Annotated in this window: 21 protein-coding genes; 12 read left to right on the top strand and 9 right to left on the bottom strand. The window is 72.3% G+C overall.

Annotated elements, in window-relative coordinates; translation table 11 throughout:
• The first annotated feature begins 28 nt into the window (after positions 1–28).
• From V5O46_RS28315 to V5O46_RS28300, 4 genes are all read left to right on the top strand, one after another.
• Positions 29–1,462, top strand: a complete 1,434-nt coding sequence (locus V5O46_RS28315) for a CynX/NimT family MFS transporter (protein WP_332887561.1) — start codon at positions 29–31, stop codon at positions 1,460–1,462.
• 34 nt (positions 1,463–1,496) lie between these two features.
• Positions 1,497–1,613: an SGM_5486 family transporter-associated protein gene (locus V5O46_RS28310; protein ID WP_332887560.1), complete on the top strand. Its 117-nt coding sequence runs from the start codon at positions 1,497–1,499 to the stop codon at positions 1,611–1,613.
• Positions 1,614–1,805: 192 nt separating this feature from the next.
• The gene (locus tag V5O46_RS28305; RefSeq protein ID WP_332887559.1) at positions 1,806–2,012 is read left to right on the top strand and encodes a hypothetical protein; all 207 of its coding nucleotides are present in this window, start codon (positions 1,806–1,808) and stop codon (positions 2,010–2,012) included.
• 142 nt (positions 2,013–2,154) lie between these two features.
• Entirely contained in the window at positions 2,155–2,673 is a 519-nt protein-coding gene (locus tag V5O46_RS28300; RefSeq protein ID WP_332887558.1) for a SixA phosphatase family protein, read from the top strand.
• 139 nt (positions 2,674–2,812) lie between these two features.
• Here the strand turns inward: V5O46_RS28300 and serB are convergent, their stop codons facing one another.
• Both serB and V5O46_RS28290 read right to left on the bottom strand, forming a co-directional pair.
• Complete coding sequence (serB, locus tag V5O46_RS28295) at positions 2,813–4,036, bottom strand: phosphoserine phosphatase SerB (RefSeq protein WP_332887557.1); 1,224 nt, start codon at positions 4,034–4,036, stop codon at positions 2,813–2,815.
• A gap of 190 nt (positions 4,037–4,226) precedes the next feature.
• Complete coding sequence (locus V5O46_RS28290) at positions 4,227–6,650, bottom strand: streptophobe family protein (protein WP_332887556.1); 2,424 nt, start codon at positions 6,648–6,650, stop codon at positions 4,227–4,229.
• Between the two features lie 240 nt (positions 6,651–6,890).
• Between V5O46_RS28290 and V5O46_RS28285 the strand changes: the two genes are divergently transcribed.
• Positions 6,891–9,434, top strand: coding sequence for an ABC transporter ATP-binding protein/permease (locus V5O46_RS28285; RefSeq protein ID WP_332887555.1), 2,544 nt, complete (start codon positions 6,891–6,893; stop codon positions 9,432–9,434).
• Between the two features lie 116 nt (positions 9,435–9,550).
• On the opposite strand, the gene V5O46_RS28280 is transcribed toward V5O46_RS28285, so the two are convergent.
• The 3 genes from V5O46_RS28280 to V5O46_RS28270 all read right to left on the bottom strand — a co-directional run bounded on the left by V5O46_RS28280 (position 9,551) and on the right by V5O46_RS28270 (position 12,359).
• Entirely contained in the window at positions 9,551–10,264 is a 714-nt protein-coding gene (locus V5O46_RS28280) for a transglycosylase SLT domain-containing protein (RefSeq protein ID WP_332887554.1), read from the bottom strand.
• Positions 10,265–10,581: 317 nt separating this feature from the next.
• Positions 10,582–11,664, bottom strand: a complete 1,083-nt coding sequence (locus tag V5O46_RS28275; protein ID WP_332887553.1) for an S-adenosylmethionine:tRNA ribosyltransferase-isomerase — start codon at positions 11,662–11,664, stop codon at positions 10,582–10,584.
• Complete coding sequence (locus V5O46_RS28270; RefSeq protein ID WP_332887552.1) at positions 11,661–12,359, bottom strand: SDR family NAD(P)-dependent oxidoreductase; 699 nt, start codon at positions 12,357–12,359, stop codon at positions 11,661–11,663. The genes V5O46_RS28275 and V5O46_RS28270 overlap by 4 nt, the downstream gene beginning before the upstream one ends.
• A gap of 210 nt (positions 12,360–12,569) precedes the next feature.
• Between V5O46_RS28270 and V5O46_RS28265 the strand changes: the two genes are divergently transcribed.
• The 3 genes from V5O46_RS28265 (at position 12,570) to chpE (ending at position 14,764) form a co-directional block, all read left to right on the top strand.
• Positions 12,570–13,715, top strand: a complete 1,146-nt coding sequence (locus V5O46_RS28265; protein ID WP_332887551.1) for a GAF domain-containing sensor histidine kinase — start codon at positions 12,570–12,572, stop codon at positions 13,713–13,715.
• Positions 13,708–14,349, top strand: a complete 642-nt coding sequence (locus tag V5O46_RS28260) for a response regulator transcription factor (RefSeq protein WP_332887550.1) — start codon at positions 13,708–13,710, stop codon at positions 14,347–14,349. The genes V5O46_RS28265 and V5O46_RS28260 overlap by 8 nt, the downstream gene beginning before the upstream one ends.
• 169 nt (positions 14,350–14,518) lie before the next feature.
• Complete coding sequence (chpE, locus tag V5O46_RS28255) at positions 14,519–14,764, top strand: chaplin ChpE (RefSeq protein WP_332887549.1); 246 nt, start codon at positions 14,519–14,521, stop codon at positions 14,762–14,764.
• A gap of 144 nt (positions 14,765–14,908) precedes the next feature.
• Here chpE and V5O46_RS28250 read toward each other — a convergent pair whose 3' ends face one another.
• Positions 14,909–15,697: a hypothetical protein gene (locus V5O46_RS28250; RefSeq protein WP_332887548.1), complete on the bottom strand. Its 789-nt coding sequence runs from the start codon at positions 15,695–15,697 to the stop codon at positions 14,909–14,911.
• Positions 15,698–15,848: 151 nt separating this feature from the next.
• Between V5O46_RS28250 and V5O46_RS28245 the strand changes: the two genes are divergently transcribed.
• The 3 genes from V5O46_RS28245 to V5O46_RS28235 all read left to right on the top strand — a co-directional run bounded on the left by V5O46_RS28245 (position 15,849) and on the right by V5O46_RS28235 (position 18,184).
• Positions 15,849–16,646, top strand: coding sequence for an ABC transporter ATP-binding protein (locus V5O46_RS28245; protein ID WP_332887547.1), 798 nt, complete (start codon positions 15,849–15,851; stop codon positions 16,644–16,646).
• Positions 16,647–16,700: 54 nt separating this feature from the next.
• Positions 16,701–17,132 carry an NfeD family protein gene (locus V5O46_RS28240; RefSeq protein ID WP_332887546.1) on the top strand — a complete coding sequence of 144 codons (432 nt, stop codon included), beginning with the start codon at positions 16,701–16,703 and terminating at the stop codon, positions 17,130–17,132.
• Positions 17,133–17,224: 92 nt separating this feature from the next.
• Positions 17,225–18,184, top strand: a complete 960-nt coding sequence (locus V5O46_RS28235; RefSeq protein WP_332887545.1) for an SPFH domain-containing protein — start codon at positions 17,225–17,227, stop codon at positions 18,182–18,184.
• An 18-nt stretch (positions 18,185–18,202) separates the two neighbouring features.
• Here the strand turns inward: V5O46_RS28235 and V5O46_RS28230 are convergent, their stop codons facing one another.
• The 3 genes from V5O46_RS28230 to V5O46_RS28220 all read right to left on the bottom strand — a co-directional run bounded on the left by V5O46_RS28230 (position 18,203) and on the right by V5O46_RS28220 (position 20,272).
• Positions 18,203–18,709, bottom strand: coding sequence for an HNH endonuclease (locus tag V5O46_RS28230; protein ID WP_332887544.1), 507 nt, complete (start codon positions 18,707–18,709; stop codon positions 18,203–18,205).
• A gap of 198 nt (positions 18,710–18,907) precedes the next feature.
• On the bottom strand, positions 18,908–19,447 hold the full coding sequence (locus V5O46_RS28225; protein ID WP_332887543.1) for a YbhB/YbcL family Raf kinase inhibitor-like protein: 540 nt from the start codon (positions 19,445–19,447) through the stop codon (positions 18,908–18,910).
• Positions 19,448–19,489: 42 nt separating this feature from the next.
• Entirely contained in the window at positions 19,490–20,272 is a 783-nt protein-coding gene (locus V5O46_RS28220) for a sporulation protein (protein ID WP_332887542.1), read from the bottom strand.
• 143 nt (positions 20,273–20,415) lie between these two features.
• On the opposite strand from V5O46_RS28220, the gene V5O46_RS28215 reads away from it, so the two are divergent.
• Positions 20,416–21,057 carry a DNA-3-methyladenine glycosylase gene (locus V5O46_RS28215; protein WP_332887541.1) on the top strand — a complete coding sequence of 214 codons (642 nt, stop codon included), beginning with the start codon at positions 20,416–20,418 and terminating at the stop codon, positions 21,055–21,057.
• The last annotated feature ends 265 nt before the right edge of the window (positions 21,058–21,322 follow it).

Genomic DNA, 21,322 nt, shown 5'->3' with positions numbered 1-21,322 from the left:
ATCATCCCATGATTCTATGATGGGCCTCATGGCAAGCGAGGAAACACGGACGGTGGAGTCCACGACCGTCACCACCCCGGCCGCACGGGACGCCCGGGCGGCCGAGGCAACCTCGGACCCCCGGGGGACCGCCGGGTCCGCCGTGTCGGCACTGTCGGCCGACTTCGCGGCGTCCCCGGCGTCCCCGGCGTCCGGGCCGGGGGAGACCGGCGCCGGGGAGAACCGGGCAGCGCAAGTGCACGGCACGCGCGCGTGGCCCGCCTGGCGGACCCGGCTGCTCGTCCTCGGCATCGTGCTGGCCGCCCTGAACCTCCGCCCGGCCATCACCAGCCTCGGCGCGCTCCTCGAAGAGGTCCGCGACGGACTCGGCATGAGCGGCAGCGTGGCCGGACTCCTCACCTCCGTCCCCCCGCTCTGCTTCGCCGTCTTCGGCGTCACCGCCCCGCGGCTGGCCCGCCGCTTCGGACCCGGCGCGGTGGTGTGCGCCGGCATGGCCGCGATCACCGCCGGACTGCTGATCCGCCCGTACGCCGGCAGCACCGCCGCCTTCCTCGCCGCCAGCGCCCTCGCGCTCATGGGCATCGCGGTCAGCAACGTCCTGATGCCGGTCATCGTCAAGCGCTGGTTCCCCGACCGGGTCGGGTCCATGACCGGCCTGTACTCGATGGCCCTCGCCTTCGGCACCTCCGTCGCCGCCGCGGCGACCGTGCCCCTGACCGGCGCACTGGACGGCGACTGGCAGCCCGGCCTGGCGGTCTGGGCCGTGCCGGCGGCGGCGGCCGTCCTCCCGTGGCTGGCCTTCGTACGCAACCGCGAGAGCACGCCCGTACCGGGCCCCGCCGCGCCGGGCGCCGACCGGAGCGGGCGGCAGCCCGCGCTGCGGATCACCCGCAGCCGGACGGCCTGGGCCCTGGCCGTCTTCTTCGGTCTCCAGGCCACCGGCGCCTACATCACGATGGGCTGGATGGCGCAGGTCTTCCGGGACGCGGGTGTGCCCGCCGGCACCGCGGGACTGCTGCTGGCCGTCACCATGGTCATGGGGGTGCCGCTGGCGTTCGTCATCCCGCGCGTGGCCACGCGGCTGCCCCGGCAGGGCCCGATCGCGCTCGTGCTCGGCGTGTGCGGCCTGGCGGGCTACGCCGGCCTGTACTTCGCGCCCGCCGCGGGCGCCTGGGCCTGGGCGGTGCTGCTCGGCGTCTCCAACTGTGCCTTTCCGCTGGCCCTCACCATGGTCGGCATGCGGGCCCGCACCGGTGCGGGCGTCGCCCAGCTGTCGGCCTTCGCGCAGAGCACCGGCTATCTGATCTCCATCCCCGGCCCCCTGCTGGTGGGCGTGCTCTACCAGCACAGCGGAGGCTGGGGCCTGCCGATCGCGCTGATGAGCGCCCTGATGGTGCCGCAGATGCTGGTCGGCGTCCTGGCCGGCCGCGACCGCACGGTGGAGGACGAGGCGGCCCGCTGACCGCCTCCCGGGCGGGGGGTGCGAGACTGGGCGCATGCCAGTCCTCGACCCGAACCCCCGGCACGGCCAGAAGAAGATGCTGCTCGTCTTCGGCTCCTTCCTCGCGATCTTCGTGATCATCGGCATCGTGGCGACCCTCGTCGCGCCGTGACCGCGCCCCTCCTCTCGGGGGAGGGGTGGGGGTAACCCCCGATCCCCTAGGGGGTCAGGGTCAGGGTCAAGTGGGTGGATCTCCGGATGGGTTGGCGCGCAGGGACTCCGTAGCCTCGAGATGTGACCGCGGCAGGCGGTCGCGGACCCGGATCACCGGTCCAGGCACGCCCGAAGGCCAGCGGAGGCACTCATGTCGGCCCCTACGCACACCCGGCCCCACCCGGCTCCCCGGGGCGGCGTGGACACCCGGCTCCCCTGGTGGGCCCTCGCTCTGCCGACGCTCGCCTTCGTCACCCTGCTCGCGCTGATACTGAACCCGTCGGAGGCACACGCGGCCACCGACGCCCCCGCGCTCACCCCCCTGCTGGAGCGGCTGTGGCAGCTGATCGCCGGCTGACCCCCGGTGCCGCGCCGGGACCCACCGGCCGGGCCACCGGGGCGCGTGGACGGGCCCGGACGCCCCGTTCCCGCCTCCAGGGCGAGAACCCGCATGTCAACTCCCTGCGCCCCATGGCCTGTTTCATGCGAAGCTGGGGTGCATGAGCGTCGCAGAACCCCGCACGATTGTCCTCTTCCGGCATGCGAAAGCCGACTGGCCACAGGTGACCGACCATGAGCGACCGCTCGCTGATCGGGGCCGCAAGGACGCCGCGGAGGCCGGACGTCGGCTGGCCGACACCGGCATCCCCTTCGACCAGGCCCTGTGCTCGACCGCGGTCCGGACCCGGGAGACCTGGAAGCTCGCCGTCCAGGAGTTCCCGCAGCGGCCGAAAACCGTCTACGAGGAGCGGGTCTACGAGGCCTCGCCCGGCGAGCTGATCGCCCTGCTCAACGAGACCCCCGACGACCTGCGGAGCGTTCTGCTGATCGGCCACAACCCCGGCGTGCACGGACTCGCCGACATCCTGGCCGGCTCGGCCGAGGGCGAGGCCCATGAGCGGATGGGGCGGCGCGGCTTTCCCACCGCCGCCTTCGCCGTCCTGTCCTTCACCGGTTCCTGGAAGGCCCTCGAGCCCGGCGTCGCCACGCTGCGCGACTACTGGGCGCCGACCGACTGACCCGCCCCGCCGACGCGCCGGGCCCGGCGCCGCTGCCTGCACCACGCGCAGATGCCGGGCCCCGCGCCCGCCGAGCCGCCGCGTCGGCGGGGCGGCGGGCCGGCTCGCGGGCCGGCCGCGCTTTCCCGGTCGGCCCCGCTCAGATTCCCTCCGCGAGCTGCTGGTCGAGCGTGTCCGCCGCCTCGACCTCCTCGCGCGTGACACCCAGCAGATACAGCACCGTGTCCAGGAACGGCACGTTCACCGCGGTGTGTGCCGCCTCGCGCACCACCGGCTTGGCGTTGAAGGCGACCCCGAGCCCGGCCGCGTTCAGCATGTCCAGGTCGTTGGCGCCGTCCCCGATCGCCACGGTCTGCGACAGCGGCACGCCCGCCTCGGCGGCGAACCGGCGCAGCAGCCGCGCCTTGCCCGCACGGTCCACGATCTCGCCGCTGACCCGGCCGGTCAGCTTCCCGTCGACGATCTCCAGCGTGTTGGCCTGGGCGAAGTCCAGTCCCAGCCGCTCCTTGAGATCGTCGGTCACCTGCGTGAACCCGCCCGAGACGACCCCCACCTGGTAGCCGAGCCGCTTCAGGGTGCGGATCAGGGTGCGCGCACCCGGCGTCAGCCGCACCTCGCTGCGCACCTTGTCCACCACGGACGCGTCCAGCCCCTTCAGCAGTGCCACGCGTGCGTGCAGCGACTGCTCGAAGTCCAGCTCCCCGCGCATCGCGGCCGCCGTCACCTCGGCGACCTGGTCCTCGCAGCCCGCGTGCCCCGCGAAGAGCTCGATCACCTCGTCCTGGATGAGCGTGGAGTCCACGTCCATCACGACCAGCCGCTGCGCCCTGCGGTGCAGTCCGGCGGCCACGACCGCGACATCCACGCCGAGGGCCGCGGCGTCCGTGACCAGCGTGGTGCGCAGTGGCTCGGTCTCCACACCGGACACGGCGAACTCGACCGCCGTCACCGGGTATTTGGCCAGCCGGAAGATACGGTCGATGTTGCCGCCGGCCCGGGTGATCCGGGCGGCGATCGCCGCGGTCGCCTCCGAGGTGAGCGGGTGGCCGAGCACGGTGACCAGGGAGCGGCCGAGGCCACGCGGCCGGTTGTCGCCCTTCCCCGAGATGATCTCGGCCTGCATCTTCATCGACTCGGCCCAGCTGTGCACCGTCGCCCGCAGATCGCCCTCCAGCCCACGTGGCGGCTCGGTGACGAGTGCGCACAGCACGATCCGGCCACGGGTGACGACCTGCTCGATGTCGACCACGTCGACGGAGTAGGCGGCGAGGGTGTCGAACAGCCCCGCCGTGATGCCCGGCCGGTCCTTGCCGAAGATCTTGACGAGCAGGGTGGGGACGTCGGAGGTCTGCGAAGCGCTCATGGTGTTCTTACGGTATCCGGCACCCGGTGCCGCGCGCCCCCGAGGTCCGTCAGGCGGACACGGAACACTGGATGGCGTTCCGGTGGCGCGGACCTTACGGGGCGGGTCCCGCGCGGACCCCGGCCGCCGCTGCGGAGCACGTCACCGGACGTCCGCGGCCCGGTCGGCCGCCCGCGTCCCGCCGCCGGCATCACCGGCCGTCCCCCGGCTGCCGCCGCGGTGGCGCCGGCGGGGGCGGCGGCGGGGGCGGAGGGCCTTCGCCCCACCGGACCGGGCCCCGGCCCCCGGAGCCCCTGCCGGAGCCCTTCCCGGGACCGGGAGGCCGCCGCGGCCCGCGGGGCGGCAGCACCGGCCCGGCGACGGTGGGCGCGCCGTACACGTCACCGCCGCCCGCGGGCCGGTCCTCGGGCTCCCGCAACTCCTCCGGCACCCGGAGATACGGATTGGTGTCGGGGTCGGGCGGCCGGTAGGGCACCGCCGGCGCATACGGCCCGGGCGCTCCGGCGAACGGCATGCCCCGCTCGCTCGCCGCTGCGCCCGCCGTCCCTGCCGCACCGGCACCCCGTGCCAGCGGCGCCGCCCGCCGCCCCGCCGCCCCGGTCGCCCGGGCGAGCAGCGCCCCGGTCGCCCCCGCCCCCGTGCCCCACGCGGCACCCAGCGCCAGGGCCATGCCCACGTTGCCGTGCAGGCCGATCCCCGCCCCGAACGCGTCGAACCCGAGCACGGAGAGCGAGGCGTCCACGGACACTCGCGTCAACCACGCCAGCAGCCCCAGCGCCACCGCGGCCACCACCCCCAGCCGCACGCCACAGACTCCGGCGAACCGGAGCGGGCCTCCCGCGCGCCCGTCACCGACCGCGCCCCGGTCCTCCGCCGCTCCCGGACCCGCCCCGGACCCGCCCCGGCCCCCCGCAGCCCCCGGCACCCCGGTGCCCGGCTGGTTCCCGTGGGGTGGCGGGGTGTTCCCGGTCGCGCCGGGCCGGGGGGCACCCCTCCCCGGCGCCCGGGTCTCCGGTCCCGCCGCCCAGGGCGCTCCGGCCCCTGCCGAGTCCGCCCCCGGTGCGCCCGCCCGGGGCACCCCGGGCATCCCTGCTCCGGGTCCACCCGCTCCAGGTCCCTGCGCTCCATGCGCTCCAGGCACCCCGGTGCCCGGCTGGTTCCCGTGGGGTGGCGGGGCGTTCCCGGTCGCGCCGGGCCGGGGGGCACCCCTCCCCGGCGCCTGGGTCTCCGGTCCCGCCGCCCAGGGCGCTCCGGCCCCTGCCGAGTCCGCCCCTGCCGAGTCCGCCCCCGGTGCGCCCGCCCGGGGCAGGCCCGCCCCGGGCACCCCCGGCGCTCCCGGCAGGCCGCCGACGCCGTCGGCACCGCCCCCGTCCGAACCGACCGCACCCCCTGCTCCCGAGCCCACCGAGGCCCCCGGGGCGCCGGTGCCGTCGCGGCCGCCCGCCGTCTCCCGCCGCCCCGCGCCATGGCCGTGTGTCCGGGCGGTACCGCCGGACACCGGCGTCCGTGCCGCCGTCAGCACCCCGGCCAGCAGCATCAGCAGCGCCGCTGCGACGCCCAGCAGCCACACCCGGCCGTCCAGCTCCGCCAGCCGCTCCAGCGTGACCGGCTCGCCCGCCCGCACGCTCAGCAGCTCGTCCAGCGGATCCGGGAGGAGCCGCGCCAACGCGCCGGTCGCCTGCCCGTCCCACGGCACGAAGAGGCCGATCGGCACACCGACCCACACCCCGTTCGGCGCCCCCAGCAGCGCCGCGCCCGCGATCCGCCGCGGATGGTCGTCGCCGATCGCCGCGTACGCCGCCGCGGCGAACCCGGCCGCCACCGCCGCCATCAGCGCCGTGACCACGGCGGACACCGCCGGCCGCACCACCCGGTGCACGGCGTCCCAGCCGTACGGCAGGGGAGTGCGGCGCGAGGCGAGCAGAGCGATCAGCAGCACCCCGGCCGACCAGGCGAACCCGCCGAGCAGGGTGGGCCCGGTGGCCACGGTGAAGCCCACCGCCGCCTCGGCATCGACGAGATCAGCGATCCGCTCGGGCAGCAACCCGCCGATGTCCCCGATATCCCCGATGCCCCCGACGTCCCCGAGCCCGGGGATCTCGACGCCACCGCCCCCGTCGGGCAGCTCGTCCACCCCCAGCGAGCCCCCGTCGATCGTGATGACATCGTGGCCCACCCAGGCCAACCCGCCCAGCATCGCCAGGAACAGGGCGACCACCGCACCAGCGCGGGCGAGGAGTTCGGCGGCCGAGACCACAACTCCCGCCGTGCGCAACGACCTCAGGAAGAAGAAGGACAGCAGCAGCGCCCCGGCCAGGCTGACGCCCAGTGGCGTGATGTCGATGGCGGTGTGCGCCTCGGCATGGTCCAGCCCGAACGCCGAGACATCACCGGACGGAGTGACCGAACCCCCCGCCGCCAGCGCCACCACCGCCGCCGTCATCGGCCCCAGCGAGCCCGCCGCATCCGCCCCGAGCAGATGCAGCCCGAACGCCGCCGTACTCGCCATGCCGATCAACGCCCAGCTCACCGAGGCGATCGCGGACAGCAGGACGTCCGCCCACGGCACCCTCCTCGCGTACTCCCCGGACCCCACACTCATGGACACGCTCATGGCAGACCCCCCGATCCGCTGTGCGGCCGGACCGCCGCACTTGTCCCCCTCGCGTGGAATACCACTCTCCGGCCAGGTTTCAACCCCGTCGACGGAACCCGTGCACACGCCCGGACGCGGTCTTCACAAGGCCCGACTTTCGGTCAGGGGGCCGAGCCTGAAATAGTTCCCCCCGATGTTCGACATCCCTAGACTCCCCGCGACGGGGGTAACTCGGGGGACAACTCAGTGGGGCATGGAGTGCCGGAACTCGTACTGGAATCGAATGGACGGACGTGGACGCTCGATCCGTCCAGGTCTTACAGCATCGGACGCGATCCGCAGGGGGACATCGTGTTCGACGACGCCAGGGTCTCCTGGCGTCACGCCACGGTCAGTCACAACGGCCGCAGTTGGGTCATCGAGGACCACGGCAGCACCAACGGCACGTTCGTGCAGGGCCAACGGATCCATCACCTGGAGCTCGGCGCAGGCTCGGCCGTCAACCTGGGCAACGCGACCGACGGACCGCAGCTGAACCTGTCCGGCGCCGCGGCCCAGGTCGCCGCCCCGCCGGTACAGCCCCAGCAGCAGCCGTACGCCGGGCAGGGCGCACCGCAGGGCTGGGCCTCGCAGGCCCCCGCCCCGCAGCAGGCGCCGCACCCGCAGGCGGCACAGCAGCCCGCGCAGGCCGGCTGGCAGCAGCCGCAGCAGGGCGGTGCACCGCACATCCCGCAGCAGCACGGCAACGGCGGCGCGGCGGGGGCGCCGCCGATGTACGGCGACCGCAGCCCGACCACGTTCCACCAGTTCTCGCTCGGCCGCGTCATGCGCATCGGCCGCGCGCTGGAGAACGACCTGGTCGTCTCCGACCTGCAGGTCTCACGGAACCACGCCGAGTTCCACGCCACGCCCGACGGCCGCATGGAGATCCGCGACCTCGGTTCGCACAACGGCACGTACGTCAACGGCCAGCCGATCGCCAAGGGCGGCTCGCAGCTGCTCGGCCCGACCGACGTGGTCGGTGTCGGCCACTCGACGTTCCGGATCGTCGGCGACCGGCTGGAGGAGTTCGTCGACACCGGTGAGGTGTCCTTCTCCGCCCGTCATCTGACCGTCACCGTCGACGGCGGCAAGCAGATCCTCAAGGACGTCTCCTTCGGCGTCCCGGAGAAGTCGCTGATCGCGGTGATCGGCCCGTCCGGCTCCGGCAAGTCCACCCTGCTCAAGGCGCTGACCGGCTACCGGCCCGCCAACCAGGGTGAGGTGCTCTACGACAACCGGGACCTGTACAAGCAGTTCGCCGAGCTGCGCCAGCGCATCGGTCTGGTCCCGCAGGACGACATCCTGCACAAGGAACTGACCGTCAAGAAGGCCCTCACCTACGCGGCCAAGCTGCGCTTCCCCGCCGACACCACGGCGGCCGAGCGTGCGGCCCGTATAGACGAGGTGCTGCGCGAGCTCAAGCTCGACATCCACAAGGACAAGAAGGTCACCTCGCTCTCCGGCGGTCAGCGCAAGCGCGTGTCCGTCGCCCTGGAGCTGCTGACCAAGCCGTCGCTGATCTTCCTCGACGAGCCGACCTCCGGCCTCGACCCGGGCATGGACCGCGACGTCATGCAGCTGCTGCGCGGCCTCGCCGACGACGGCCGCACCGTCCTGGTGGTCACCCACTCGGTGGCCGAGCTGGCACTGTGTGACAAGCTCCTGGTGATGGCCCCGGGCGGCTCGGTCGCCTACTTCGGCCCGCCCGAGGAGGCGCTCAACTTCTTCGGCTACGACACCTGGGCCGATGTCTTCTCCGCCTTCGAGAACTACCGCGACTACGACTGGGCGGGCCGCTGGAAGGGCTCGCAGCACTACCAGATGTACGCCGCGGACATCGACGCCGTCGCCCCGCAGGCCGTACAGATGCCGCAGATGCAGGCGATGAAGCCGCCCAAGCCGCAGGGCTGGATGTCCCAGTGGGTCACGCTGGTGCGCCGCTACATCTCGGTGATCGCCTCCGACAAGGGCTTCCTCGCCCTGATGGTGATCCTGCCGGCCGTCCTCGGCGCGGTGAGCCTGCTGATCGACCCGGACCGGGGCCTGCTGCCCAACCCGGCCAACCCGCAGACCGGCCGGATCATCCCGAACGGCACGGCGACCACGGTGCTGCTGATCCTCGCGGTCGGCGCCTGCTTCGCGGGCGCCGCCAACTCCGTCCGCGAACTGATCAAGGAACGGGTCATCTATGAACGGGAACGCGCCACCGGCCTGTCCCGTTCCGCGTACCTGATGTCCAAGGTGTTCGTGCTCGGCATGATCACCGTCGGCCAGGGGCTGCTGGTCGGTGTGATCGGCTTCTCCACCCGGGAGATCCCGGAGGAGGGCCTGGTCCTCGGCGGCTTCACCCTGCTCGAGCTGTCCCTGCCGATCATGGCGCTGGGCTTCACCTCGATGATGTTCGGCCTCATCATCTCGTCGCTGGTGAAGACCGCCGAGAAGACCATGCCCCTGCTGGTGATGTTCGCGATCATCCAGGTCGTCTTCACCGGCTGTCTCTTCGCCCTGAACGGCACGGTCGGCGTCAACCAGTTCTCCTACCTGATGCCGTCCCGCTGGGCGGTCGCCGCGGCCGGCGCCACGCTGGACTTCAACCGGATCAGCCCGCCGGAGAAGGGCGCCGAGACCGACCCGCTGTGGGAGCACACGGTCGGCGCCTGGGGCATGGACATGGTCGCTCTGATCGCCCTCGGGGTGCTCTGCGGCTTCTTCGTGGCCCGCTTCCTGCGCCGCCACGAGCCCGAGGTCATGCGCAAGTAGGACCGCGCCGCACGCGCCCGCGGCCCGTGGACGTCCCGAAGGGCGGCACCCCGTCAGGAGGGTGCCGCCCTTCGGCGTTCGGCTTGGCGTCGTGCGAGAAGAGGTCCGCGCCGACCTCAGTACGCGCTGTTGACGTTGTCGATCGTGCCGTAGCGGTCGGCCGCGTAGTTGGCGGCGGCCGTGATGTTGGCGACCGGGTCGTAGATGTCCCAGGACGTGCCCGGTACGTGGTACGCCTGGAAGGTCGGCGGGATCACCTGGAGCAGACCCTTGGACGGGATGCCGTTCTGGGCGTTGATGTCCCAGTTGTTGATCGCGTTCGGGTCGCCCGAGGACTCGCGGATGATGTTCTTGTGCAGGCCGTGGTAGGAGCCCGGGATGCCCTTGGCCTCCATGATGTCCAGGGCCTCGGTGATCCAGCCGTGCAGGTTGTCCGCGTAGCTCTTGGCGGAGACCTGCTTGACCGGGGCGCGCTCGGCGGACCGGGCGGCGGCCTCCTTCGCGGCCCGCTCCTGCGCCGCCTTCTCCGCCGCGGCCTCCTTCTCGGCGGCGGCCTCGGCAGCCGCCTCCTTGCGCGCCTCGATGGCCGCGACCTTCTCGTCGGCACCGGCGATCTGGTCGGTGACGCTGGCCTTGACGTCCTTGATCGGCTCGGCGCTGTAGGACACCTTGGGTGCAGGGGCGGCCTCGGTCGTGGCCGTCTCGGCACCGGCGGGGATCGCGGAGAGCGCCACGGCGGCGGCACCGAACGTGCCGACACCGGCGATCGCGATCTTGCGGTGGCGGGTCAGGGCACGACTGCGGTCACGGGTGAAGATGCTCTGGGGCATCTGGGGCATCTTGAGCATGCGAAAGGGACCTCTTCGAATAGCGCGGAGGTCGCTCACGTCCGGCGGGGAACCGGGGTGCTTACGGCACGAACGCCGTGGGCGGGGACCCGCGGCGCTGAGCGACGGGAGCAATTCTTAGCGGCCGCAAAATTCGGAGGCAAAGGTGTGACCTACGATCCCCGATAGTGGATCAGGGAACGGCAAAGCGGGGCAGATTGGACCATCTGCCCCGCTCAAAACGGACGAGTCGCTCTCCTACTCCCCTTCGTACGTGATCTGGACCCTATGTGCGGGCTCACACGGCCCGGAGATCCGTCTCACTCATCGTTGCCGAAGCAACTCATGCTGTGAGGTCCCTCCGCGGGAAGGAGGAGATGCAGGTCGCCGAACTCGTGCCACAGGTAGCGCCCGCGCACGGCCTCCCCGTACCCCCGGTCGATCGCCGCCCGCCCCGCGACCGCCTCCAGCATCAGCAGATGCGAGGCCTCCGGTTCGTGCAGCCCGGTCAGCAGCCCGTCCACCACCCGGACCCCCCGCTGAGGTGTGACCACCAGATCGGTCCACCCCCGACGCGGCCGTACGACGCCGTCGGTGCCGCCCGCCGACTCCACCGCCCGCACGGCGGTCGTCCCGACGGCGATCACCCGCCCGTCCCCCGCCTTCACCGCATTGATCAGCCGCGCCGACGCCGCCGGCACCGAGAACCGCTCCGGATACGGCGGCTCGTGCACCTCGGCCGAGGCCACCCCCGTGTGCAGCGTGACCGGCGCGAACTGCACCCCCCGGCTCACCAGCTCCGCCACCAGCCGCGCCGTGAACGGGCGCGCCGCACTCGGCATCTCCGCGCTGCCCGCCCCGTCCGCGGCGGGCAGCGCGAACACCGTCTGATACGCGGACAACGGCTGGTCGCGCTCCGTGTAGGAGTACCGGATCGGCCTGCCGTGGGCCCCGAGCAGCCCGGGGACGTCCACCCCTGCCACCCGCGTCCACCACAGGCGCTCGCCCCACGCACTCAGCGGCTCCTCCAGTGTCAGCAGACCGCCCCCCGGCAACCCCACCTCTGTACCCGCGCGTCCCGCACGCGCGCGCGTAGTGCCCCGCCCGTCCGGGTCGCGCAGCTCGACCGCCCACCGGCCGTCGTCCCCCCGAGTGGAGAAATGCACCACCACGCGCGCGTGCCCGATCCGCCCGTTGACCGCGGCGGCCAGTGTCCGCGAGGTGTTGACCACCAGCAGGTCCCCGGGACGCAGCAGCCGGGGCAGCTCCGGGAACGTGTGGTGCGCCACCTCCTCGCCACGCGACACCAGCAGCCGCACACCGTCCCGGTCCAGCCCCGGCCCGCGCTGCTCTACCGGCACCCGCGCCGACAGTTCCTCCGGAACCCTCGTCACCAGGGTCATCGCCGTCCCTCCAGCAGCGCAGGAGCCCCGAAGCGCCCGCTGGACGGCCGCTCGTCCAGCAGCCGCAGGAACGCCGGCACGACCCGGCGCGGATCCGGCCGCGGAGCGTCGTCGTCCGGGACGGCCGCCGCATACAGGTCCGTGGCCATGTCCCCGGGATCCACCGCCCAGACCCGCAGCCCCGGCTCCTCCACCGCCAGCACCGCCGCCAGCTGATCCAGCGCCGCCTTCGAGGCCCCGTAGCCGCCCCACGTCTCGTACGCCTCGGACGCGGCATCCGAACTGACCGTGACCACCGCACCCGCCGGTGCCGCCCGCAGCAGCGGCAGCGCCTCCTGCACCAGGCCCAGCGCCGCCACCGTGTTCACCTCCAGCGCCCGCCGCAGCCCGTCCAGCGGCAGCTCGTCCAGCCGCACCAGCGGCTCGGCACCGAGCGCGCTCGCACTGCTCACCACCAGGTCCACCCCGCCCAGCCGCCAGGCCGCAGCCACCAGCTCGGACCGGTGCCGGGCGTCCGTGACGTCCCCCGGCAGAGCCGTGACGCGCACGCCGTGCGACTCGAGCGCCACGGCCGTCTCCCTCAGCACCTCCGGGGTCCTGGCGTCCAGCACCAGATCCCAGCCCCGCCCGGCCAGGGCCGCTGCGAGCGCCCGGCCCAGCCCTTTCGACGCCCCCGTGATGATCGCTACCGGCATGGCACATCCCCTCGTCGTCCGCGCCTCCTGATCGGCGTGCCCTCACCGTAGGAACGCGGCCCCAACAGCCGCCTCGGGCGGCGGCCGCAACCCGCAGGGCCCTTCGCCCTAGTCCGCACGGGCGGGACCCGGGCCCTAGGTCCACCGGCCTAGGCGACGGCGGTCACAGGTCCGATCTGCGCCGCCGCACCCCGCCGGTACCGTGAGGACATGAGTCACGGCCCCCGGTCCGGCCTCGCCGCGGTCAGTTCCGCGCTGCTGGCCATGAGCAGGCATCTCGAGGTGCGCGACGTCCTCAAGACGATCGTCGCCTCCGCCCGCGAGCTGCTCGACGCGCAGTACGCCGCCCTCGGCGTCCCCGACGACCACGGCGGCTTCGCCCAGTTCGTCGTCGACGGCGTCAGCGACGAGCAGTGGAAGGCCATCGGCCCGCTGCCCCGGCAGCACGGCATCCTCGCCGCGATGCTGCAGGAGGCCGAGGTGGAGCGGCTCGCCGACGTCCGCAAGGACCCCCGCTTCGGCGGCTGGCCGTCCGCCCACCCCGACCTCGCCGACTTCCTGGGCCTGCCCATCCGCGACGGCGACGAGGTCATCGGCGCCCTCTTCCTGGCGAACAAGAAGTGTCCCAGGCCCTCGGGCGGCTGCGGCTTCACCGAGGACGACGCGGAGCTGCTCGGCATCCTCGCCCAGCACGCGGCCATCGCCCTGACCAACGCCCGCCTGTACGAGCGCAGCCGCGAGCTGACCATCGCCGAGGAACGCTCCCGTCTGGCCCACGAGCTGCACGACGCGGTCAGCCAGAAACTCTTCTCCCTGCGCCTGACCGCACAGGCCGCCGCCCGCCTCGTCGACCGTGACCCATCCCGTGCCAAGGGTGAGCTCCAGCAGGTCGCCGCCCTCGCCGCCGAGGCCGCCGACGAACTGCGCGCCGCCGTCGTCGAGCTGCGCCCCGCCGCCCTGGACGAGGACGGCCTCGTGGCCACCCTGCGTACCCAGATACAGGTCCTCGACCGGGCCCACAGCGCGCGCGTGACCTTCGCCGGGCACGGCGTGCGGGCCCTGCCCGCCGCCCAGGAGGAGGCCGTACTGCGCGTCGCCCAGGAGGCCCTGCACAACGCCCTGCGCCACTCCGGGGCCGAGCACGTCGACGTGACGCTGGACCGGCGCGGCCCCGGGGCGGTGCTGCGGATCACCGACGACGGCAGCGGCTTCGACCCGCGCACCGTCCGCCGGGCCGGACGCCACCTCGGGCTCGTCTCGATGCGCGACCGGGCGGGCGGTGTGGGCGGAAACCTGACCGTGGAATCGGCGCCCGGCAAGGGCACCACGATCGAGATGGAGGTCCCCGGTGGCTGAACCGATCAAGGTGCTGCTCGTCGACGACCACCAGGTGGTCCGCCGGGGCCTGCGCACCTTTCTGGAGGTGCAGGACGACATCGAGGTCGTGGGCGAGGCCGCCGACGGCGCCGAGGGCGTCGCCCGCGCCGAGGAACTGCAGCCCGACGTGATCCTCATGGACGTGAAGATGCCGGGCATGGACGGCGTCGAGGCGCTGCGCCGGCTCCGTGACCTGGACCACCCCGCGCGCGTCCTGGTCGTCACCAGCTTCACCGAGCAGCGCACCGTGGTCCCGGCGCTGCGCGCGGGCGCCGCCGGGTACGTCTACAAGGACGTCGACCCCGACGCGCTGGCCGGTGCCATCCGCTCGGTGCACGCCGGGCACATCCTGCTGCAGCCCGAGGTGGCGGGCGCCCTCCTCGCCGAGGACGAGGGCGGCTCCGGTGCGGGCCGGGCCGGTGCGCTCACCGACCGCGAGCGGGAGGTGCTGGGTCTGATCGCGGACGGCCGCTCCAACCGCGAGATCGCCCGCGCACTGGTGCTCTCCGAGAAGACGGTGAAGACCCATGTCTCCAACATCCTCATGAAACTGGACCTGGCCGACCGCACCCAGGCCGCCCTGTGGGCGGTGCGCCACGGGGTCACCGGCTGACACGCCCTCCCGGCGGGAGGCGGAGGCGGCAATTCGGAACGTTCCCCTCCGGGCAGAGATTCATACCGTCGTGGGAATGTCCCCCACATGGCGCATCCTTTGCCCCGCGGCGCCGTTCTCCAGTGCGTGCTGCGGCGACTGCCGCGGCAACCGCAAGGAGGGCTCGCAAGTGAAGAACCTGAAGAAGGCAGCGGCCGTGACCATGGCGGCCTCAGGACTGGTCGCCGCCGGTGCCGGCATGGCGTCCGCCACCGACGGCGCCGGCGCGCACGGCGAGGCCGTCGGCTCCCCGGGCGTCGTCTCCGGCAACGTCGTCCAGGCCCCGGTCCACATCCCGGTCAACGCCGTCGGCAACAGCGTCAACGTCGTCGGCGTGCTCAACCCGGCCTTCGGCAACCTCGGCCTCAACCGCTGACCTCGGTCCCTTGGTCCTGGCAACGCCGGCCGGCGCCTTCGGGCCGTCCGGCGTGCGAGGACAAGGCCGCTCAGGCCGACCCGGGGGTCCGGGGGCAGAGCCCCCGGTCTCCCGCACCGACGCCGGCCACGAACCGCGGAGACCTCACCGCACCCCCCGCTCCCGCTCCTCGACAACCGAGTTGTACGCAGCCACCTGCGCCCGCCGGGCCGTCCGCTCCACCGGCCGCAGCGCAGCCCCCCGCGCCGCCATCTCGGACGCGCTCACCGCACCCCCGTGCCCGTTGTCGTACGCCAGCGAGACCAGCGCCCCCACCCGCTGCGCCAGCTCCAGCACCCGCACCGCCCGCGGCGGGTACCCCGGCGCCAACACCTCCCGCCCCGCCTCCGCCCGCGCCCGGTACGCAGCGACCGCCGCCTCGGCCACCGGCCCCGACCCGGCCACGTCCAGCCGCGTCAGCATCTCCGTCGCCTCCCGCAGCGCCTCCGCCAGCTCCCGCTCCGCCTCCCCGAGCGACGGCACATCGGCAGGCGGTGCCTCCCGCACCGGCAGGCACTGCCAGACCACCTCGACATGAACATCGCCCTCGGGTCCCGCCTCGTACACCTCAGGCACCAGGCCCAGCGCGGCGCCGTGACAGACCACGGCCTCCTCCGCCTCCACCGCCCGCGCATTGAACTCCGGCGGGCCGCTCAGCCCCAGCGGATGCCCGGGCGCGGGGAGCGCCACCCGCAGCCCGGTCGCGCCCAGCGTGCGCAGTCGCCCCAGCGCCAGCGTCAGACCGACCGGCGCCGATTCGCCCGGCAGCCCTGCCACACGATGCACGGCGTCCCCGCCGACGATCGCCACAGCGGCGTCATCCGGCGCGACAAGTCCGGCAAGAAGGGCATTTCCCCAAGCGGCGAGGCGTCCTGCACGCGGTTCCATGAGCATGCCCCCACCCTAAGGACCGGACCGAGCGAATGGACGAGCCGACCGGTGGCGTAGATTTCTAGGGGGCTGCGCCCACCGGCGCGGCGGCCCGAGCCCACAGGCGTACGCGACAGCCGGAACCGGCCACACTGCAAGGGGAGACAACGCGCTCATGAGCGATGTTCTGGAGCTTCAGGACGTATCCGTGGTCCGCGAGGACCGGGCTCTGGTGGACCAGGTCTCCTGGTCGGTCAAGGAGGGCGAGCGCTGGGTCATCCTCGGCCCCAACGGTGCCGGCAAGACCACCCTGCTCAATGTCGCATCCAGCTACCTCTTCCCCAGCAAGGGCACCGCCACCGTCCTCGGCGAGACCCTCGGCACACCCGGCACCGACGTCTTCGAGCTGCGACCGCGGATCGGCATGGCCGGCATCGCCATGGCCGACAAGCTGCCCAAGCGGCAGACCGTCCTGCAGACCGTGCTGACCGCCGCCTACGGCATGACGGCCGGCTGGCAGGAGGAGTACGAGGAGGTCGACGAGCAGCGCGCCGTCGCCTTCCTCGACCGGCTCGGCATGTCCGAGTACCAGGACCGGAGGTTCGGCACCCTCTCCGAGGGCGAGCGCAAGCGCACCCTCATCGCCCGCGCCCTGATGAGCGACCCGGAGCTGCTGCTCCTCGACGAGCCCGCCGCCGGACTCGACCTCGGCGGCCGGGAGGACCTGGTCCGCCGCCTCGGCAGGCTCGCCCGCGACCCCATCGCCCCCTCCATGATCATGGTCACTCACCATGTCGAGGAGATCGCCCCCGGCTTCACCCACGTCCTGATGATCCGCCAGGGCAAGGTGCTCGCCGCCGGACCGCTCGAGCTCGAACTCACCTCCCGCAACCTCTCCCACTGCTTCGGCCTCCCGCTCGTCGTCGAGCAGGTCGGAGACCGCTGGACCGCACAGGGGCTCCCGCTGTCCTGACCCGCCCCCTCCGCGCCCTGTCCCCACCGGGACCCGCGGACCTACCATGACCATGTGAACGACATCGACGCATGGGTGTGGTGGCTCGTCGCGGCGGCAGGACTCGGTATCCCGCTCGTCATGACCGCGATGCCGGAGTTCGGAATGTTCGCCGTGGGGGCGGTTGCCGCCGCGGTCGCCTCCGGACTGGGCGCCGGCTTCGTCGTCCAGGTCCTCGTCTTCGCGGTCGTCTCGGTCGCCCTCATCGCCGTGGTACGGCCCATCGCCGCCCGGCACCGCGAGCAACGGCCCCAACTCGCCTCGGGAGTCGAGGCGCTGAAGGGCAGACAGGCCGTCGTACTGGAGCGCGTCGACGGCTCCGGCGGCCGCATCAAGCTCGCCGGCGAGGTCTGGTCCGCCCGCGCCCTGGACACCGACCGGGCCTACGAGGCCGGCCAGGAGGTCGATGTCGTCGACATCGAGGGAGCCACCGCGATCGTCATGTGACCGCGCCTCAACAGCCGTAAGATCTGCAGCCGTTAGGATCTGCCGGGAGCGCCGAAGGCGAAGCAGCGGAGAAGGGGTACGGGGAAGCGACGATGGAACCGGTCATCATCGTTCTGATCATCCTGGTGGTGTTGGTCTTCATCGCCCTGATCAAGACGATCCAGGTCATCCCGCAGGCCAGCGCGGCCATCGTCGAGCGCTTCGGCCGCTACACACGCACCCTCAACGCGGGACTGAACATCGTCGTCCCGTTCATCGACACCATCCGCAACCGCATCGACCTGCGAGAACAGGTCGTCCCGTTCCCACCGCAGCCGGTCATCACCCAGGACAACCTGGTCGTCAACATCGACACGGTCATCTACTACCAGGTGACCGACGCCCGCGCCGCCACCTACGAAGTCGCCAGCTACATCCAGGCCATCGAGCAGCTCACCGTCACCACCCTGCGCAACATCATCGGCGGCATGGACCTGGAGCGCACCCTCACCTCCCGCGAGGAGATCAACGCCGCCCTGCGCGGCGTCCTCGACGAGGCCACCGGCAAGTGGGGCATCCGCGTCAACCGCGTCGAGCTGAAGGCCATCGAGCCGCCCACCTCCATCCAGGACTCGATGGAGAAGCAGATGCGCGCCGACCGCGACAAGCGCGCCGCCATCCTCCAGGCCGAAGGCGTCCGGCAGTCCGAGATCCTGCGCGCCGAGGGCGAGAAGCAGTCCCAGATCCTGCGCGCCGAGGGCGAGGCCAAGGCAGCCGCCCTGCGCGCCGAGGGCGAGGCCCAGGCCATCCGCACCGTCTTCGAGTCCATCCATGCGGGCGACCCGGACCAGAAGCTGCTCTCCTACCAGTACCTGCAGATGCTGCCGAAGATCGCCGAGGGCGACGCCAACAAGCTGTGGATCGTCCCCAGCGAGATCGGCGACGCCCTCAAGGGCCTGTCGGGTGCGATCGGCAACTTCGGCCCGATGGGCGGCGGTCCCGGCACCGGCGGCGCCAACGGAGGCGGCACCGTCCCGGCGCAGGAACGCCGCGAGAAGCCGTCCATCGACTGACCGGCACCCGCGGACGCCTTACGCCGCGTCAAGCGCCAGCCACTCCGGCAGCGCCTCCCGGTCCTCCCGGGCCAGCGCCAGCAGCATCGCATCCGCGGGCGTCGGCTCGAACGGCTGCCGCAGCAGCGGCATCCCCGCCTGCTCCGGAGTCCGGTTCGCCTTGCGGTGATTGTCCTCCGCACACGACGCCACCGTGTTCAGCCAGCTGTCCTGCCCGCCCTGCGACCGCGGCACCACATGGTCCACGGTCGTCGCCCGCCGGCCGCAGTAGGCGCACCGGTGCCGGTCCCGGACCAGCACACCACGCCTCGACCACGGCGCCCGTCTTCGGAACGGCACCCGTACGTAGTGGCAGAGCCTGATCACCCGGGGCGCCGGTATGTCGACCGCGGCTCCGCGCATCCGCAGTTCGGGGTGGGCCTGCTCGACCACGGCCTTGTCCTGAAGCACCAGAACGACGGCTCGGTTGAGCGTCACCGTCGACAGCGGCTCGAAGCTCGCGTTCAGTACCAGCGTGTCCCGCATACCAGCCCACCTCCCGTGCGCACCGGCCCACCCCCTGGCGGGCTGGAACAACTCTGGCCGGGCACGCCGAGATGGACAACGCAATATCTGCTGCTCCACGGGGGGTGACCCCCGCGGCCCCCGGCAACAAAAATGCCCGTCCCTGATCGATTCCAAGACCAGGGACGGGCAAACGTTCCGTGAACGCTCGGTTGGTGCTCAGCCCCCGGCGGGCACCTCGTACTCGCCGATGAGCTGCGCCCGCGCAAGCGTGTGGAAGCGCAGATTGAAGCCGACGGCCGCCGGGGTCGCCTCCGCGTCCGGACCGAGCTTCTCCTGGTCCACGGCGTACACCGTGAACACATAGCGGTGCGGACCGTCCCCGGGCGGCGGCGCGGCCCCGCCGAAGTCCCTGGAGCCGTAGTCGTTGCGGGCCTGGACGGCACCCTCCGGCAGGCCCTCGAACGTGCCGCTGCCCGCTCCCGCCGGCAGCTCGGTCACCGACGCCGGGATGTCGAACACCACCCAGTGCCAGAACCCGCTGCCCGTGGGGGCGTCAGGGTCGTAACAGGTCACGGCGAAGCTCTTCGTCCCGGGCGGAAAGCCCTCCCACCGCAGCTGCGGCGAGGTGTTCCCGGCCGCGTGGACCTGAGCGTCCTTGAGCGTCGCACCCTCCTCGACGTCCTTACTCGTCACCGTGAACGACAGTACGGGCGGATGGAAGTCGTGGGGGAGCGGACGCCGCTCGAGCTCGGTCACCTCGGTACCTCCTGATCGGGTTCGGTCGGTCCGCACCCGAGCCTAGAACCAGTTGCGCTTGCTGCCGACCTCGGACAGCCACTGGTTGAGGTACCCCGCCCAGTCGGTCGCCTGATAGTCGTCCAGCCCGACCCGGAACGAGCGGAACGTGTCGCTGCCCTCGCTGAACAGCCCCGGCTTCTTGTCCATCTCGAGGACGACGTCCATCTCCCGCTCGTCGGCCACGAAGCTCAGCTCGACCTGGTTCAGCCCGCGGTACTGCTGCGGCGGGAAGAACTCGATCTCCTGGTAGAACGGCAGCTTCTGCCGGGTCCCGCGGATGTGGCCGCGCTCCATGTCGGCGTTCTTGAACCGGAAGCCCAGCTGGATGAACGCGTCCAGGATCGCCTTCTGCGCCGGCAGCGGGTGCACGTTGATCGGGTCCAGGTCACCCGAGTCCACCGCCCGCGCGATCTCCAGCTCGGTGGTGACACCGATGTGCATCGCGCGCAGCGCCTGCCCGTCGATCATCGTGATCGGCGTCTCCCACGGGATCTCCAGCCCGAACGGCACGGCGTGCACCGCGTTCGCCTGGAGCTCGAAGGCCCCGCCGAGCCGCGACTTCGTGAACTCGATGTCCTGCTTGTACTCCTGGTCGCCGCTCTCCACCTCGACCCTGGCCTGCAGACCGACCGACAGCCCCTCGATCTGCTGGTTCACGGAACCGCCCTGGATCCGTACCTCACCCTGGACGACACCACCCGGAACGACGTTGACTTCGTTCAGCACCGTCTCGACCGAAGCCCCGCCGGCCCCCAGGCTCGCGAGCAGCTTCTTGAACGCCATGTCTCTTCCTCCAGGCTTACGTGTGGACCCTTGACCCCTACAAACGCGATCCGGCCGTGGCCGGTTCCGTGCCTCACTCTGGCAATCGGGCCGCGGTCCGACCACCCCACCGCACTCACCCGACTGCACTACGCTCGGACGGCATGATCGCGACCCCCGACCGTACGCCCCTGCCCAGGGAGTTCTTCGACCGGCCCATCCTCGAGGTGGCGCCCGATCTCCTGGGCCGCATCCTCGTGCACACCACCCCGGATGGTCCGATCGCCCTCCGTCTCACGGAGGTGGAGGCGTACGACGGTGAGAACGACCCCGGCTCGCACGCCTACCGCGGGCGCACGGCCCGCAACGACGTGATGTTCGGTCCCCCCGGACACGTGTACGTCTACTTCACCTATGGCATGTGGTTCTGCATGAACCTTGTCTGCGGCCCCGACGGCCGGGCCAGTGCCGTACTCCTGCGCGCGGGCGAGATCACCGAGGGCGCAGAGCTGGCCCGAACCCGTCGACTCTCGGCCCGAAACGACAAGGAACTGGCCAAAGGCCCCGCCCGCCTCGCCACCGCCCTCGGCGTGGACCGCTCTCTGAACGGCACCGACGCATGCGCCGCCGAAGACGCCCCCCTCAGGATTCTGTCCGGCACTCCCGTGCCCCGTGACCAGGTGCGCAACGGACCGCGTACGGGTGTGTCCGGTGACGGGGGCGTTCATCCGTGGCGCTTCTGGATCGCCGACGACCCGACCGTGAGCCCGTACCGGGCCCATATGCCGAGGCGGCGCAGAAGTTGACGTGCCCTTGAGGGGCGCGTAATGTAGCCCGAGCCGCTGAACCGGGTACGGCAATCGTCTGCAGCCGGAGCGGCCAACCCACTACCTACGACCACCCCTCGACGGGGCGGATTTCGGTGTGCCCGCATGCCTGAATTCGGTTCGCGAGACTCGATTATGAGTTGCCGGGGGAAATGGGCTAGCGTAGTGAATGTCGAAAGACGGCAGGACGGAAGTCCGGCGGTCACGACAATCCCGCCGACTGGGAATCGGATCGAGAAAAGGT

Source organism: Streptomyces poriticola (assembly GCF_036689765.1).
Classification (GTDB): Bacteria; Actinomycetota; Actinomycetes; order Streptomycetales; family Streptomycetaceae; genus Streptomyces; species Streptomyces poriticola.
Note: the sequence above shows the minus strand (reverse complement) of the source record. Positions and strands in the feature narration are given on the sequence as shown.